A 13,743-nucleotide genomic window follows, 5' to 3' on the forward strand; every position below is an offset into this window, starting at 1 on the left:
CGCCGCGATCACCTGCATTGGATTGCCGGGCAGATTGCCCTTGGTACGCGGTTGATTATCCCTGAGGTTTGACGCGTTCGCCAAAAATGGCTGATCCGACCCGCACATGGGTCGCACCCAGTGCAATGGCGGATTCGAAGTCACCGCTCATCCCCATCGACAGCCCGGTCAGACCGTTGCGGCTGGCGATTTTGGCCAGCAATGCGAAATGCAGCGCGGGTTCCTCGTCAACGGGCGGGATACACATCAATCCGCGAATGGGCAGATCCATCGCCTGACAATCCGCCACGAATTCATCCGCATCCGCCGGGAGAATCCCGGCCTTTTGCGCCTCTTCCCCGGTATTGACTTGAATGAACAGATCGGGGCAGGCGCCGATCTCCTGCGCCAGACGGGCAATGGTCTTGGCCAGTTTCGGGCGATCCAGCGAATGGATTGCGTTGCACAGCTCCATCGCCTGCCGGGCCTTGTTGGTCTGAAGGGGGCCAATCAGATACAGATCAACGTCCAAGAAACGTTCCTTGAAGCCCGGCCATTTGCCAGCAGCCTCTTGCACGCGATTTTCGCCGAAACAGCGATGGCCCTGTTCTAGTACGGCCTCAACCCTGTCATTGGGCTGCACTTTGGAGACGGCGATCAATTTGACCGAACCGGCATTGCGCCCTGCCTTGGCTTCGGCTTTGGCGATACGGTCGGTGATTTCTTGCAACGACATCGGGGGCCCTCACTTTGCGGTTGCCGCAGAAAAACACCATGTCGGCGCAAAAGAAAAGGGCAGGTCCAAAGACCTGCCCTAGAACTTTGCGGTTCAAATCAACTTAGAAGTTGAAGTTGACACCGAAGTCAGCTTGCAGAGTGCTGTCTGCTGCCAGGCCACGCTCGGACTGACCCAAGCCACCTTTCAGCGATGCACCACCACCCAGATCGTAGATGAAGCCAATGCCGAACTGCTGGTTGTCGTCGTCACCCGAACCGTCACCGTAGGCGAAGTTCACGGTTGTGGCTGCGCCGATGTTGTAGGCCAGCGAGAAACCGTATGCGGTGCCGTTGCGGGCAGCGTTGTTTACATCGTCGTCTGCGACAAACAGAGTGGCGTTCAGATCGCCGAAGTCAGCGCCCAGGGTCAGAACAGTCAGGCTGCCAGCAGTTGCGCTGCCGTCATCGTTTTCACCATAAGCCAGAGCTGCAGTGACGTTGTTGAAGGTGTAAGTCGCGCTCACATCCCAACGATCAGCAGAAGTGGTCGAGCCAGTGGCGATAGGGCCAGTTGCACCAGTACCGATAGTGGCAGTGATGGCGTCGCGCTGGTCATAGGATGCGCCAAAGGCGAAATCGCCGACTGCGTACTGGAAGAACACAGCGTTGTCACCCGAACCGGTCGAAGAGAACGACAGGAAGCTATAGTCAACACCGGCATACTGGCCGATGAAGAATTCCAGGCCCGGCTCGTTACCGTAGTAGTTTGCCAGGTTGTCGAAGGCACCCGAAACGTTGCCAACGTCAACACGCAGGCCGCCATAGATGGCGGAGAAACGCGCACCGCTCAGAGCAGCAGCTTGCTGTTCGCCGATTGCCGGCGTGTCGTCAGCCTGCAGGCGCACACGAGCCGAGAGTTCGACGCCGCCGTCAGTTTCTGTGATCGCGTCGATGTTCAGACGAAAGCGCGAGATCAGAGCGGTATCAGAACCTGTGACAGTGGCGGTCAGCGTGGTCAGGGCACCACCAGTGGTAACGATCACTGTCGACGCAGTTGCGGACCGGTCTTCCACGTAACCCAGACCAAAACGGCCATAGCCGCTGAACTTAACTTCGGCCGCGGCAACACTTGCGGTTGCGATCAGAGCGGTCGATGCGAAGAGAACTTTTTTCATCTTGTTTCCCTCGGTTTCAAAAGTTTTTTCTACTCGACACATGCAAGGCATATGTCTCAGCACGGTCACCGTGTCGCTCTTTTTGCCCCCTTCACGCAAGCTTGGCATAAACCGTCTGCCGTCATTCGGTTTCGATTGGTGCAAGGATGCCACAGTCGGTTTTGACCCAATTCTCGCCCCGCCCTCACGCCTTTATGCAAAGAATGGGCTTGTTGCAGCACGGGTCCTTGTCTAGGAGTATCTCTCGACAACGCACAACAAGTGATACAGGACCAGCCAACGATGCGCCTGCTGACGATTCTGGGTTTGACCATTGTGACGGCCGCCACAGCCTGCGGGCGCAACGGACCGCCTCCGGGCGATGCCAGATCTTTGACCGTCGATGGCAGCTCCAGCGAAGAGCGTGAGTTGAACGATGCCGATCGCACCACGATCTGGGATGTGTTCGGGCCGGACAATTCCGAACAGGTCACCCAGGTGAACCGCTATCTGTGGGCCGCCTCGCTGGATGTGCTGAACTTTCTGCCGGTGCAAGAGGTCGATCCGTTTACCGGCGTGATCGTAACGGGTTATGGCACCCCGCCCGGTGGCGGACGGCAATATCGCGCAACGGTTCACATCAGTGACCCGGCGCTGGCGGCGCGGTCGCTGTCGGTTTCGTTGCTGACCAGCGGAGGCGCTCCGGTCAGTGCCGCAACGACCCGCGCGGTGGAAGATGCGATTCTCTCACGCGCGCGCCAGCTACGTATTGCGGACAACAAGCTCTAGCAACCCGCAGAAAATCGCAATATTACCACGCCGGGTTCTTACCCGGCGTTTTCATGACCAAGGACCGCACAATGTCGCGCTATTCGGCCACCGAAATCGAAGCAAAATGGCAAGAGGCCTGGGACAAGGCCGGGATCTTCACCGCCAACCACAAGGCGGACAAGCCGAAATACTACGTGCTCGAGATGTTCCCCTACCCCTCGGGCCGAATCCATATGGGGCATGTGCGCAACTATACGATGGGCGACGTGATCGCGCGGCATAAGCTGGCGACCGGCCACAACGTGCTGCACCCGATGGGCTGGGACGCGTTCGGGATGCCTGCGGAAAACGCTGCGATGGCCATTGGCGGCCATCCCAAGGACTGGACCTATGGCAACATCGCCGACATGCGCGGGCAGATGAAGCCGCTGGGCCTGTCCATCGACTGGTCCCGCGAATTTGCCACTTGCGACCCGGAATATTACGGCCAGCAGCAGGCGCTGTTTCTGGATATGCTTGAGGCCGGACTGGTTTACCGCAAAAACGCTGTGGTGAACTGGGATCCGGTCGATATGACCGTTCTGGCCAATGAACAAGTGGAAAACGGACGTGGCTGGCGTTCGGGCGCGTTGGTGGAGCGACGGGAACTGACCCAATGGTTCTTCAAAATCTCGGATTATTCCGAGGAATTGCTGGACGCGCTGGACACGCTTGAGAACTGGCCCGCCAAAGTCCGCCTGATGCAGGAAAACTGGATCGGCAAGTCCCGCGGCCTGCAATTCGGCTTTGAACGTGTGGATGGCGGCGCGCCGATCACCGTCTATACGACTCGGCCCGATACGCTGTTGGGCGCGTCGTTTGTCGGCATCTCTCCGGATCACCCGATTGCCAAGCAGCTTGAAGCAGAAAGCCCCGAAGTCGCTGAATTCGTGGCCGAATGCCGCAAGGGCGGCACCACCGAGGAAGCTATCGAGACCGCTGAAAAGCTGGGCTATGACACCGGCATCAAGGTCAAGCACCCGCTGGACCCCAATTGGGAACTGCCGGTCTGGATCGCCAATTTCATCCTGATGGATTACGGAACCGGCGCGATCTTTGCCTGCCCGGCGCATGACCAGCGTGACCTCGATTTCTGCCGCAAATACGGCCTGCCCGTGGTCGATACGTTCTTTGCTCTGGACGATGACGCGCCCGTCGACAAAATCGCTTTCGTGCCTCCGAAAACCGAGAAAGTCCGCTGGGTGAACCATTTCGCGGGTCTGACCGAGGCGACGGGGGATGAGGCGATCAACGCCACCGTCGATTTCGCCGAAAAGGCCGGTTGGGGCGAAGGTGTCACCAAATACCGTCTGCGCGATTGGGGCCTCAGCCGTCAACGCTATTGGGGTTGCCCGATTCCGGTCGTGCATTGTGATTCTTGCGGCGTCGTGCCCGAGAAGAAAGAAAACCTGCCGGTCCGCCTGCCCGACGATGTCACCTTTGATAATCCGGGCAACCCGCTGGACCGCCATCCGACCTGGCGCGACTGCGCCTGCCCAAATTGCGGTGCTGCGGCCAAGCGTGAGACCGACACGATGGACACGTTCGTCGATTCGTCATGGTATTTCGCCCGCTTCACCGCCCCTCGCGCCGAAACACCCACCGATCTGGCCGAGGCCGAGTACTGGATGAATGTCGACCAGTATATCGGCGGCATCGAGCATGCGATTCTGCACCTGCTCTATTCCCGGTTCTTCGCCCGGGCGATGAACATCACGGGCCACTTGCCGAAAAAAGCCATCGAACCCTTCGACGCGCTGTTCACCCAAGGCATGGTCACCCATGAGATCTACCAGACCCGCGATGCCAATGGCCGCCCGGTCTATCACCTGCCCGAGGATGTGACCGACGGCAAACTGGCTGACGGCACCGAGGTCGAGATCATCCCCTCGGCCAAGATGTCCAAGTCCAAGAAAAACGTGGTCGACCCGGTCAGCATCATCTCGGCCTTCGGTGCCGACACCGCGCGCTGGTTCGTCCTGTCCGATTCGCCGCCTGAGCGCGACGTGGAATGGACCGCATCCGGGGCCGAGGCTGCGTTCAAGCACCTGTCCCGTGTGCATCGTATCGCCTCGGAAATCGCCGAATCGGACGTTCCGGCCAATGCGGATGACGAGGTTCTGCTGCGCGAGATGCATAAGGCCATCCATGATGTGTCGGGCGGCGTCGAATCGTTCGGCTTCAACGCCTCGATTGCCAAACTGTATGCCTTCACCAACACGCTGGCGAAATCCAAGGCGGGAACCACAGCCAAACGCGAGGCCGCCAAAACGCTGGCGCAACTGATGTCACCGATGACGCCGCACCTGTCCGAGGAGCTCTGGCAGCTGCTGGGCGGCGAAGGTCTGGTCGCCACCGCCCCCTGGCCCGTCGCGGATGAGGCGATGCTGGTCGATGACACCGTCACTCTGCCCATCCAGATCAACGGCAAGCGCCGCGCGGAAATCAGCGTTCCCAAAGACATGGACAAGGCAGAGGTTGAAAAAATCGCGCTCAGCACCGAAGCTGTGCAAAAGGCGCTGGATGGTGCCGCACCTAAGAAAGTGATCGTTGTCCCAGGCCGGATTGTGAATGTCGTCGTTTGATCGCAGAACCCTGTTGTTGATGCCGCTGGCGCTGGCCGCCTGTGGGTTTGAGCCGGTTTACGCCCCCGGCGGATCAGGCTCGGCCCTGTTCGGTCGGGTTGCGGTGTCCGAACCAAATACGACCGACAGTTTCATGCTGGTGCAGAATCTGGAGCAACGGCTGGGCCGCAGTGCCCAGTCTGGCGATGAGTTCGGACTGGACGTGAATGTCTCGACCGTGACCCGTGCCGCCGCGATCACCACGACGAACGAAACCAACCGCTATACGATCGACGGGCGCGCCAATTATACGCTGCGGTCGAATGAAACAGGGCAGGTGCTTGCTTCGGGCACGGTGACCGATTTCGTCGGCTATTCCGCTGCCGGATCAACCGTTTCGACGCTGGCGGATGAACGGGCTGCCAAGGAACGGCTGATGGTGATTCTGTCCGATCAGATCGTAACCCGCCTCTACGCGGCGCCGGGCCTGTCTTCATGAAGCTCAGCCCGCGCGAGGCTGACGGCTATTTTGCCAAGCCGGACGCGGACAAGACCGGGCTGCTGATCTACGGTGCCGATGCGATGCGGGTGGCACTGAAACGCCAGCAGGTTCTAACCGCATTGCTTGGCCCCGGGGCCGAGGAAGAGATGCGCCTGACCCGCCTGCCCGGTTCCGACCTGCGCGGCGATCCTGCGCTGCTGCTGGATGCGGTCAAGGCGGTCGGGTTCTTCCCGGGCCCACGCGCGGTTTTCGTGGAAGAGACCACCGACACGGCAGCCCCGGCGATTCTGGCCGCGTTAGAGGATTGGGCCCCCGGCGATGCGCAGATCATCGTGACGGCGGGGCAGTTGAAGCCCAGCTCAAAAATCCGCAAGGCGTTCGAAAGCCACCCCGGTGCTTATGCGGTGGGCATCTATGACGACCCACCCTCGCGCGCCGAGGTTGAACGGATACTGGCGCAGGCCGGGTTGCAGAAGATCCCGCGCGATTCGATGTCAGCGCTGGGGGAACTCGCAGTGACGCTCAGCCCCGGGGACTTCACGCAAACCGTTGAAAAACTGTCTCTTTACAAGCGCGACGATAGCGCAGATCTGACCATCGAGGATATCGAAGCCTGCGCCCCGCGCTCGACCGAGGCCGCGCTGGATGATGTGTTGAACGTGGTGGCCGAGGGCCGCGCGGGTGAGATCGGGCCGCTGATCCGCCGGTTGCAGGCGCAGGGCACCAACGGGGTGACCCTGTGCATCGGCGCGACGCGCCATTTCCGCACCCTTTACGCCTGTGCATCCGACCCCGGCGGGGCGGCGCAGGGCATCGGCAAGCTGCGCCCGCCGGTCTATGGCAAACGGCGCGACCGGATATTGCGGCAGGCGCAGGGTTGGGGCGCACCCAAGCTGCAAACCGCGCTGACGGTTCTGACCGATACGGACCTGTCGCTTCGATCCGCCGGGCAGACCGCCCCGGCCATGGCGTTGGTTGAACGCGCCATGATCCGGCTCGCTATGTTAGCGCGCAGCCGCTAGCCACTCCGCCGCTGCACGCCCGGCCCAACGTCCGGTGGCCAGACAGGCGGTCAGCAGATAGCCCCCGGTCGGGGCCTCCCAATCCAGCATCTCACCGGCGCAGAAGGTGCCCGGCAGCGCGGTCAGCATCAGGCCATCGTTCAACGCGCCACGTTTTACACCTCCGGCGGACGAGATCGCCTCATCCATCGGGCGCAAGCCCGCGTAGTGGATGGGCAATCTTTTCAATAATTCATAGGGTTGTGAGGTCACACCCTTGCTCATCTCGTGAAACAGGGCAACTTTCTGCGGTGACAGGCGCAGCCCGGTTTTCAACCAGTTCGACAGTGAGGTCTTGGGTTTTTTCGCCGCAAATCGCGCCAGCAAAGCCTCAGCCGACACATCCGGCACCAGATCGACGAACAACGGTTCGTCCGCGCGTAAGGCGGGGGTCAGCGGATAGACCCCACCGCCCTCCAATCCCTTGGCCGAGATCACGGCCTCACCTCGGCTGATCAGGTCTCCGGCCATCCAGCGCACCGATTTCAGCGCCGTGCCGTAGTGCGTGGCCATATGGTGGCTCCAATCCACCGCCACGGCAGAGTTCGCCGGGGTGAAGGGCGCAAGGGTCACGCCTTTGTCCATCAATTGCGCGGCCCATGCGCCATCCGATCCCAAACGGGCCCAGCTTGCGCCGCCCAATGCCAGAACGGTTGCGTCGGGCGTTATGGATTGCACCCCTTCGGATGTATCAAACCGCAGTGCCTCACCATCCCATCCGATCCATCGCCAGCGGGTTCTGATCTGCACGCCCTGCTGATCCAAGCGCGCCAGCCAGGCCCGCAGCAACGGCGAGGCCTTCATCACCTTGGGAAACACGCGCCCGGTCGAGCCGGTGAACAGTTCTTGCCCCAATCCGCGCGCCCAATCCTGGATCGCTGCCGCATCGAATTCGGGCAGCATCGGGCGCAGCCAATCCGCCGCCTCGCCATAGGACTGCAATAGAAGATCAAAGGGCTCATCCTTGGTCAGGTTCAGACCCGACTTGCCCGCCATCAGGAACTTGCGCGCGACCGAGGGCTTTGCCTCGGCGACCAGAACGTCGTGCCCGGCCATCGCCAGTTGTTCGGCTGCCATAAGCCCGGCGGGTCCTGCCCCGATCACCACTGCCTGCGCCATTGCCGTCCCCTTGCCTTCTCCGCCCATCGGCGCGACCCTGTCGGGATGAGCAACAGTGATCCGATCTGCCCGTTATGCGACCGCCCGATCCCCGAGGGCGGCCGCAGCCTGCACCATCTGATCCCAAAACTCAAAGGAGGCAAGGGCGGGCCGACCGTTCTGCTGCATCAGATCTGCCATAAAGAGGTCCACGCCACCCTGACCGAGGCCGAACTGGCGCGTGATTTCAACTCGGTCGCCGCGCTGCGTGCCTACCCTCGGCTTGAGAAGTTCCTGAACTGGGTGCGCAAACGCCCGCCCGGGTTCCGGTCGAAAGTGCCGGGAAAACGGCGTGGGCGATGATCAATCAAGGAAGATCGGGTCAGGGAGGCCCTCGACCTCGATCCCCAGATAGTCAGGTACCGGGGCGAATTGAGCATTGGCGATATGCTGGAATTCCAACGTCGTATAGGGGCGTTTCCACAGCCATTCGCGGTTTTCGACGGCCCACAGATCGGGGTTTAGCGGAACCTCATCGGTGAAGGCATAGAAATGTAGGTCGAACCCATAGGGCGCGACCTCTTGCATGGACAGCAGACGCATCCCAAGCGCGCGGCAGGTGGCGTCCTCAGTGGCGATATCCCCGGTGCGCAGGGTGATCTGGCCGATACGCGCCTCCGCAAAAGGCGCGTCAGGCAGCGCGGCATCCGGCGGGCGATTGCCTTCGAAATCGTGCTGCAGAAGCTCGATCGAGAACCCTTCGGGGTCGCTGAGATGACACATATAGCCGATATCCAGAAACTGCCCCGGCGCGCTGACCGGAATGCCCAACTGCCGCAGTTGCGCGGCGACCAGATCGACATCCGGCAGAGTAATCCCGATCTTCCAGTAACGCTGCCCTCGGTCATGACTGTAGCCGCCCCCGCCGGGTATCAGCAGCAGGTCGGCATCCTGCCCGGGATAGCCAACGCGATACGCTTCGCCCTCAGTTCGCACCGACATGCCCAGCGCCTCACGATAGAACGCGGCCAGCCCTTTGGGGTCGGCGACACGCAGGGAAAGGGCACTGATCCTCATCGACATAACTCCGCAATGCCTGCGGCGATGGCCGGATCGGCCCCAAGGCTGTCGGCCACCAATTCCCGAGCAGTCGGCATCAGCGCATCCGGTTCCACCACACGGTCGATCAGACCGAACTCATAAGCCTCAGCCGCGGTGATCTTTTGCCCCGCCATCAGAATCAGCTTGGTGCGCGCCGGGCCGATCAGCGCCGCCATGCGTTTGGGATCAGAGGGTTGCGGCAGAAAGCCCAGTTTCATCACCGGGTAGAACACCTTGGCCGAAGGCACCGCAATCCGCAGATCGCAGGCCAGAACCATGCCGTTGGCGCCACCTGCCAATGTCCCGTTCAGCGCCGCCACCGTCAGGCAGGGCAGTGTGGCGATGGCGCCCGACAACCTCTCCCACAGGTCCGAGGTCGCCAGCCCCGCGCGGGCTTCCTCCAGATCAGCCCCGGCGCTGAACACGCGACCTGCGCCGGTCAGGATCAGCGCGCGGGCCTCGGTTGCGGCCCCGGCGATGCGCAGCAGTTCCTCCAACATCGCGCTGGTCAGCGCGTTGGCCTTGTCCGGGTTGTTCAGGGTTACCACCCACAACCCGTCTTCAATGTTCAGGTCGATCACGTCAGGCCAACCCGTTCCCGAATATCCGCCTGACGCAGGGAAATCTCGGCCCCCAGAAACTCATCCGCATCTGCCGAGCACATCCACAGCAGCGCGCGGGCGGGCCAGTCGGCGGGGATGTGATCCTCCCACTCCAGTTGACTGACGGGGTTGATTCCGCTGGCTTTGATCGAGCGTTGCATGTCCGTCGCAACCGTGCCCGGCGACAGGCCCATGGCGCGGATGCCGTTATGTCCCTCTTCCAGATGCAGGCATTCGGTCAGCATCTTGGCTCCGGCCTTGGAGGCGCAATAATGGCTCCACGCCTCAACCGGGTTCGAGGCCGCGCCGGACGACACCGTCAGAACCGTCCCGCCCCCGGCGGCGCGCATGACCGGCAGCGCCGCGCGCATGCCGTAGAACACGCCCTTGAGGTTGATGTCGATGGCCTTGCCCCACGCCGCGACATCGGCATTGGACAGATGGAAAATCGGGTCGATCACCCCGGCATTTCCGATCAGCACATCCAAACCTCCGAACCGGGCGACGCAATCGGCCACCACCTGTTCAACCTGCGCGAAATCGCTGACGTCACAAGCCAGCGCCATGGCGTTTTCGCCCAACGCCTCGGCCAGCGCGCCAATCTGATCACCGCTGCGCGCCACCAGCACCACATTGGCCCCGGCTGCGGCAAAAACGCGCCCTGCCTCGGCCCCGATCCCACGGCTGGCACCGGTGATGAGTACGGTTTTCCCTTTCATCTGCATCCCATGACCCCTTTGATTTGAAAATTCGTTAAAGTCCTAACGCGCATAGGGGGAACTGGTCCACCCCTAGCCCCTTGACGATGACCGCCACAGGCACGACGATGCCGGGAAAATTGATCGAGAAGGGTCCTCTTATGTCTGTTTTCTTCCGCCGGAGCTGCGGTGCGGCGCTGGCCTATGCCGTTGTCACCCACGGTGCCTTTGCCGATGTAACCGCCAATGACGTCTGGGCCGACTGGCAAGCCTATCTGGGCGGGCTGGGCTATACCGTCACCGGCGACGAAAGCGTGTCGGGCAATGTCACGACGGTGACCAACATGACCATGGCGATGGCCCTGCCCGACTCGGACGAGCAGGTGAACATCGTCATGCCCGAAATGACGCTGACCGAAAACGGCGACGGCACCGTCAATATCGGTTTCCCGGAAAGCTATCCGGTCACGATTTCCGGCAGTACCGAGGGCGAGCCCTTCAGCGCCGAGTTGCTGTTCACCAACACCGATCTGAACATGGTGGTCTCGGGCACCCCGCAAGAGATGACCTATGACTACACCGCATCCGGCATGGGCCTGACACTGAACTCAGTCGAGGTTGATGGCGAGACGATGTCCAAGGATGTTCTGGATCTCGGCTTCCAGATCAATGACCTTGCCGGATCGTCGGTGATGAAAATCGGCGAGCAGCGCGACATTAAACAGAAATTCAACGCCGCCAGCCTGGATTACAACCTGGCCTTTGACGATCCCGAAAGCGACGATGATGCCCGGTTCAAGGGCAAACTGGATCAGCTGGCCTTTGAAGGCGACAGCGTGCTTCCGGCCGAGTTTGATCTGGAAAACATTCAGGACATCTACGAAAACGGCTTTGCCGTCTCGGGCGCTTTCACCTATGGCGCGGGCAATACCGAAATGGCAGGCACCGCCGAGGGTGAGGCGTTCTCGCTGGGCAGTTCCTCGCAAGGGGGCAGTTTTGCTGGCAGTATCGATGCGCAGCGGATTGTCTATAATCTGCAGCAGAACAGCACGAAATTGGCCGTGACCACAGCGGATCTGCCGTTCCCGATCGAGATCGCGATGGAAAACGCAGGGCTGAAGCTTGAGGCGCCAATGTCAGCTTCGGACGAGGTTCAGCCCTTTGCCTTTGCCATGAACCTGACCGACTTCACCATGTCCGATGTGTTGTGGAGCATTTTCGACCCCGCAGGCGCCCTGCCCCGCGATCCGGCGACCATTTCGCTGGACACCAACGGCACTGCCAAGGTTCTGGTCGATTTCATGGACCCCGAAGCCATCGAGGCGCTGGAGGTCGAGGATATCGCACCCGGAGAGCTGCACTCGCTGAAGATCAACGAGTTGATCATCTCGCTGGTGGGCGCGAAGCTGACCGGGGACGGGGATTTCACCTTTGACAATTCCAACCCCGAACCGTTTGCGCCGCCGGTTCCGGCGGGTGTCGCCAACCTGCAGCTTGTGGGCGCCAACGCCCTGATCGACAAGCTGATCGGGATGGGGCTGGTCTCGGACAACGACGCTTTGGGCGCGCGGATGATGATGGGTCTGATGGCGGTTCCGGGCGAAGAGCCCGACACGCTGAATTCGAAAATCGAGTTCACCGAGGACGGCCAGATTCTGGCCAACGGTCAGCGCATCAAATAATCGTCAAATCGGGAAAGGCCGTCATGCGGCCTTTCCCCAAGCCGTTCTTGCCAATGTTGCCCCCGGATACGGTGGGCATTTGCGCCATGGGCCTTGCGGGGCGGGCGGTCCGGGGCTAGGTCCAGAACAACCAGACCGGAGGCCTCATGACCCGAACACCCGAAGAGATCAGCCATCACCTGCTGGACGCCGCCCGCAAGGCGGGGGCCGAGGCTGCGGACGCCATCGTGCTGGATGGCAGCTCGGTTTCCGTCGAGGTGCGCAGTGGCGCGCTGGAGCACGCGGAACGGGCCGAGGGCACCGATCTGGGCCTGCGGGTGTTTCTGGGCAAACGGCAGGCCATCGTCTCCAGCTCGGACAGTCGGCCCGAGACGCTGACCGCCATGGCCGAACGCGCCGTGGCCATGGCCAAAGAGGCCCCCGAAGACCCCTTTACCGGCCTTGCCGATGCGAACCAGTTGATCACCGACTGGGACATGGACGCGCTGGAGCTGTTCGACCCGACCCCTGAGCCCAGCGCCGAGGCTCTGATGCAAGACGCGCTGGCCGCCGAAGCCGCTGCGCTGGCGATCAAGGGCGTGACGCAGGTCTCGGACGCGGCGGCGGGCTATGGCACGCACCGGGTGCATCTGGCGGCCACGAACGGGTTTTCGGGCGGATATGCGCGGACCAGCCGGTCAACCAGCTGCGTGGCAATCTCGGGCGAAAGCACGGGGATGGAGCGCGACTATGACGGCGACAGCCGCAGCTTTCAGACCGACTTACGCAGCCCCGAGGAAATCGGCCGCACCGCCGGGGAACGTGCGGTGGCGCAAACCGGCGCGCGCAAACCGGCGACCGGCAGCCATCCGGTTCTGTTTGACGAGCGTATCTCATCCTCGTTGATCGGCCATCTGCTGGCGGCCAGCAATGGGGCCGCGATTGCGCGCGGAGCGTCATGGCTGAAGGATGCCCTGGGGCAGCAGGTACTGCCCGAACACCTGTCGCTGATCGAAGACCCGCACCGCCCGCGCATTTCCGGCTCTCGCCCCTTCGATGCCGAGGGGCTGCCGACCCGGCGTCGGGCGATTGTCGAGAACGGAGTGCTCACCGGCTGGACGCTGGATCTGTCCAGCGCCCGCAAGCTGGACATGGCCCCGACGGGCAACGCGGCGCGTGGGGTGTCCGGCCCGCCCTCGCCCAGCAACTGGAACCTGAGCCTGACCCAAGGCGATCGCAGCCGCGCCAATCTGATGCGGGATATGGGCACCGGGCTGCTGGTGACTTCGATGATCGGATCGACCATCAACCCCAATACCGGCGATTACTCGCGCGGGGCCTCGGGTTTCTGGGTCGAAAATGGTGAGATCAGCCATCCGGTCAACGAATGCACCATCGCGGGCAATCTGCGCGATATGCTGATGCGGATCATCCCCGCCAACGACGCGCGCACCTACCTGGCGCGCGTCGTGCCGTCGATCCTGATCGAAGGGATGACACTTGCCGGCAACTGACCTGCCCCTGCTGATCGACGCCGCGCAAAAGGCAGGCCGGATCGCGACCCGCTATTCCGGCCCCCAGGCACAGCGCTGGGACAAACCCGAAGGCGCAGGCCCGGTGACCGAGGCTGATCTGGCCGTCAACGCCATGCTGGAACGCGACTTGCGGGCGGCGCGGCCCGATTACGGCTGGCTCAGCGAAGAGACCGAGGATTCGCCCGACCGGCAGTCCCGCGACCGGGTGTTCATCATCGACCCCATCGACGGCACCCGCAGCTTCGCCGAAGGCTCGCGCAC

14 protein-coding genes are annotated in these 13,743 nt (G+C 62.0%); 8 read left to right on the forward strand and 6 right to left on the reverse strand.

What is annotated here, in order from left to right:
* Positions 1-55: 55 nt before the first annotated feature.
* Positions 56-715, reverse strand: coding sequence for a YggS family pyridoxal phosphate-dependent enzyme (locus MPJ51_RS18905; RefSeq protein ID WP_298390005.1), 660 nt, complete (start codon positions 713-715; stop codon positions 56-58).
* A 103-nt stretch (positions 716-818) separates the two neighbouring features.
* The gene (locus MPJ51_RS18910; RefSeq protein WP_298390008.1) at positions 819-1,871 is read right to left on the reverse strand and encodes a porin; all 1,053 of its coding nucleotides are present in this window, start codon (positions 1,869-1,871) and stop codon (positions 819-821) included.
* Between the two features lie 282 nt (positions 1,872-2,153).
* Between MPJ51_RS18910 and MPJ51_RS18915 the strand changes: the two genes are divergently transcribed.
* The 4 genes from MPJ51_RS18915 (at position 2,154) to MPJ51_RS18930 (ending at position 6,748) form a co-directional block, all read left to right on the forward strand.
* Positions 2,154-2,639, forward strand: a complete 486-nt coding sequence (locus MPJ51_RS18915; RefSeq protein ID WP_298390011.1) for a DUF3576 domain-containing protein — start codon at positions 2,154-2,156, stop codon at positions 2,637-2,639.
* A gap of 71 nt (positions 2,640-2,710) precedes the next feature.
* Entirely contained in the window at positions 2,711-5,245 is a 2,535-nt protein-coding gene (gene leuS / locus MPJ51_RS18920) for a leucine--tRNA ligase (protein WP_298390048.1), read from the forward strand.
* Complete coding sequence (gene lptE / locus MPJ51_RS18925; RefSeq protein ID WP_298390014.1) at positions 5,232-5,723, forward strand: LPS assembly lipoprotein LptE; 492 nt, start codon at positions 5,232-5,234, stop codon at positions 5,721-5,723. The genes leuS and lptE overlap by 14 nt, the downstream gene beginning before the upstream one ends.
* Positions 5,720-6,748 carry a DNA polymerase III subunit delta gene (locus tag MPJ51_RS18930; protein ID WP_298390017.1) on the forward strand — a complete coding sequence of 343 codons (1,029 nt, stop codon included), beginning with the start codon at positions 5,720-5,722 and terminating at the stop codon, positions 6,746-6,748. The genes lptE and MPJ51_RS18930 overlap by 4 nt, the downstream gene beginning before the upstream one ends.
* Here the strand turns inward: MPJ51_RS18930 and MPJ51_RS18935 are convergent.
* On the reverse strand, positions 6,731-7,906 hold the full coding sequence (locus tag MPJ51_RS18935) for a TIGR03862 family flavoprotein (protein WP_298390020.1): 1,176 nt from the start codon (positions 7,904-7,906) through the stop codon (positions 6,731-6,733). The genes MPJ51_RS18930 and MPJ51_RS18935 overlap by 18 nt on opposite strands.
* A gap of 45 nt (positions 7,907-7,951) precedes the next feature.
* On the opposite strand from MPJ51_RS18935, the gene MPJ51_RS18940 reads away from it, so the two are divergent.
* Positions 7,952-8,248, forward strand: coding sequence for an HNH endonuclease (locus tag MPJ51_RS18940; RefSeq protein WP_298390023.1), 297 nt, complete (start codon positions 7,952-7,954; stop codon positions 8,246-8,248).
* Here the strand turns inward: MPJ51_RS18940 and MPJ51_RS18945 are convergent, their stop codons facing one another.
* The 3 genes from MPJ51_RS18945 to MPJ51_RS18955 are packed head-to-tail and all read right to left on the reverse strand — an operon-like array spanning position 8,249 to position 10,313.
* Positions 8,249-8,962, reverse strand: a complete 714-nt coding sequence (locus tag MPJ51_RS18945) for a VOC family protein (RefSeq protein WP_298390026.1) — start codon at positions 8,960-8,962, stop codon at positions 8,249-8,251. It abuts the gene before it with no gap.
* The gene (locus tag MPJ51_RS18950) at positions 8,959-9,567 is read right to left on the reverse strand and encodes an enoyl-CoA hydratase/isomerase family protein (RefSeq protein ID WP_298390029.1); all 609 of its coding nucleotides are present in this window, start codon (positions 9,565-9,567) and stop codon (positions 8,959-8,961) included. The genes MPJ51_RS18945 and MPJ51_RS18950 overlap by 4 nt, the downstream gene beginning before the upstream one ends.
* The gene (locus MPJ51_RS18955; RefSeq protein ID WP_298390032.1) at positions 9,564-10,313 is read right to left on the reverse strand and encodes an SDR family oxidoreductase; all 750 of its coding nucleotides are present in this window, start codon (positions 10,311-10,313) and stop codon (positions 9,564-9,566) included. The genes MPJ51_RS18950 and MPJ51_RS18955 overlap by 4 nt, the downstream gene beginning before the upstream one ends.
* Positions 10,314-10,447: 134 nt before the next feature.
* On the opposite strand from MPJ51_RS18955, the gene MPJ51_RS18960 reads away from it, so the two are divergent.
* From MPJ51_RS18960 to MPJ51_RS18970, 3 genes are all read left to right on the forward strand, one after another.
* A complete protein-coding gene (locus MPJ51_RS18960) occupies positions 10,448-11,968 on the forward strand; it encodes a DUF2125 domain-containing protein (RefSeq protein WP_298390035.1) in 1,521 nt (506 codons plus the stop codon).
* A gap of 146 nt (positions 11,969-12,114) precedes the next feature.
* Positions 12,115-13,461 (forward strand): TldD/PmbA family protein, encoded by a 1,347-nt coding sequence (locus tag MPJ51_RS18965; RefSeq protein ID WP_298390038.1) that lies wholly within the window; start codon positions 12,115-12,117, stop codon positions 13,459-13,461.
* On the forward strand, positions 13,448-13,743 hold a 296-nt coding region (locus MPJ51_RS18970; RefSeq protein ID WP_298390042.1), incomplete at its 3' end, for an inositol monophosphatase family protein. The genes MPJ51_RS18965 and MPJ51_RS18970, both read left to right, overlap by 14 nt.

The sequence above is a fragment of the Ruegeria sp. genome (assembly GCF_028066395.1).
Lineage (GTDB): Bacteria > Pseudomonadota > Alphaproteobacteria > Rhodobacterales > Rhodobacteraceae > Ruegeria.

Bases quoted from the DNA above. Each gene is read 5' to 3' on its own strand.
- MPJ51_RS18935 (WP_298390020.1), bottom strand. From the start codon at position 7,906: ATGGCGCAGGCAGTGGTGATCGGGGCAGGACCCGCCGGGCTTATGGCA.
- MPJ51_RS18965 (WP_298390038.1), top strand. From the start codon at position 12,115: ATGACCCGAACACCCGAAGAGATCAGCCATCACCTGCTGGACGCCGCC.
- MPJ51_RS18955 (WP_298390032.1), bottom strand. From the start codon at position 10,313: ATGCAGATGAAAGGGAAAACCGTACTCATCACCGGTGCCAGCCGTGGG.
- leuS (WP_298390048.1), top strand. From the start codon at position 2,711: ATGTCGCGCTATTCGGCCACCGAAATCGAAGCAAAATGGCAAGAGGCC.
- MPJ51_RS18910 (WP_298390008.1), bottom strand. From the start codon at position 1,871: ATGAAAAAAGTTCTCTTCGCATCGACCGCTCTGATCGCAACCGCAAGT.
- MPJ51_RS18905 (WP_298390005.1), bottom strand. From the start codon at position 715: ATGTCGTTGCAAGAAATCACCGACCGTATCGCCAAAGCCGAAGCCAAG.
- MPJ51_RS18915 (WP_298390011.1), top strand. From the start codon at position 2,154: ATGCGCCTGCTGACGATTCTGGGTTTGACCATTGTGACGGCCGCCACA.
- MPJ51_RS18940 (WP_298390023.1), top strand. From the start codon at position 7,952: ATGAGCAACAGTGATCCGATCTGCCCGTTATGCGACCGCCCGATCCCC.
- MPJ51_RS18960 (WP_298390035.1), top strand. From the start codon at position 10,448: ATGTCTGTTTTCTTCCGCCGGAGCTGCGGTGCGGCGCTGGCCTATGCC.
- MPJ51_RS18930 (WP_298390017.1), top strand. From the start codon at position 5,720: ATGAAGCTCAGCCCGCGCGAGGCTGACGGCTATTTTGCCAAGCCGGAC.
- MPJ51_RS18945 (WP_298390026.1), bottom strand. From the start codon at position 8,962: ATGAGGATCAGTGCCCTTTCCCTGCGTGTCGCCGACCCCAAAGGGCTG.
- lptE (WP_298390014.1), top strand. From the start codon at position 5,232: ATGTCGTCGTTTGATCGCAGAACCCTGTTGTTGATGCCGCTGGCGCTG.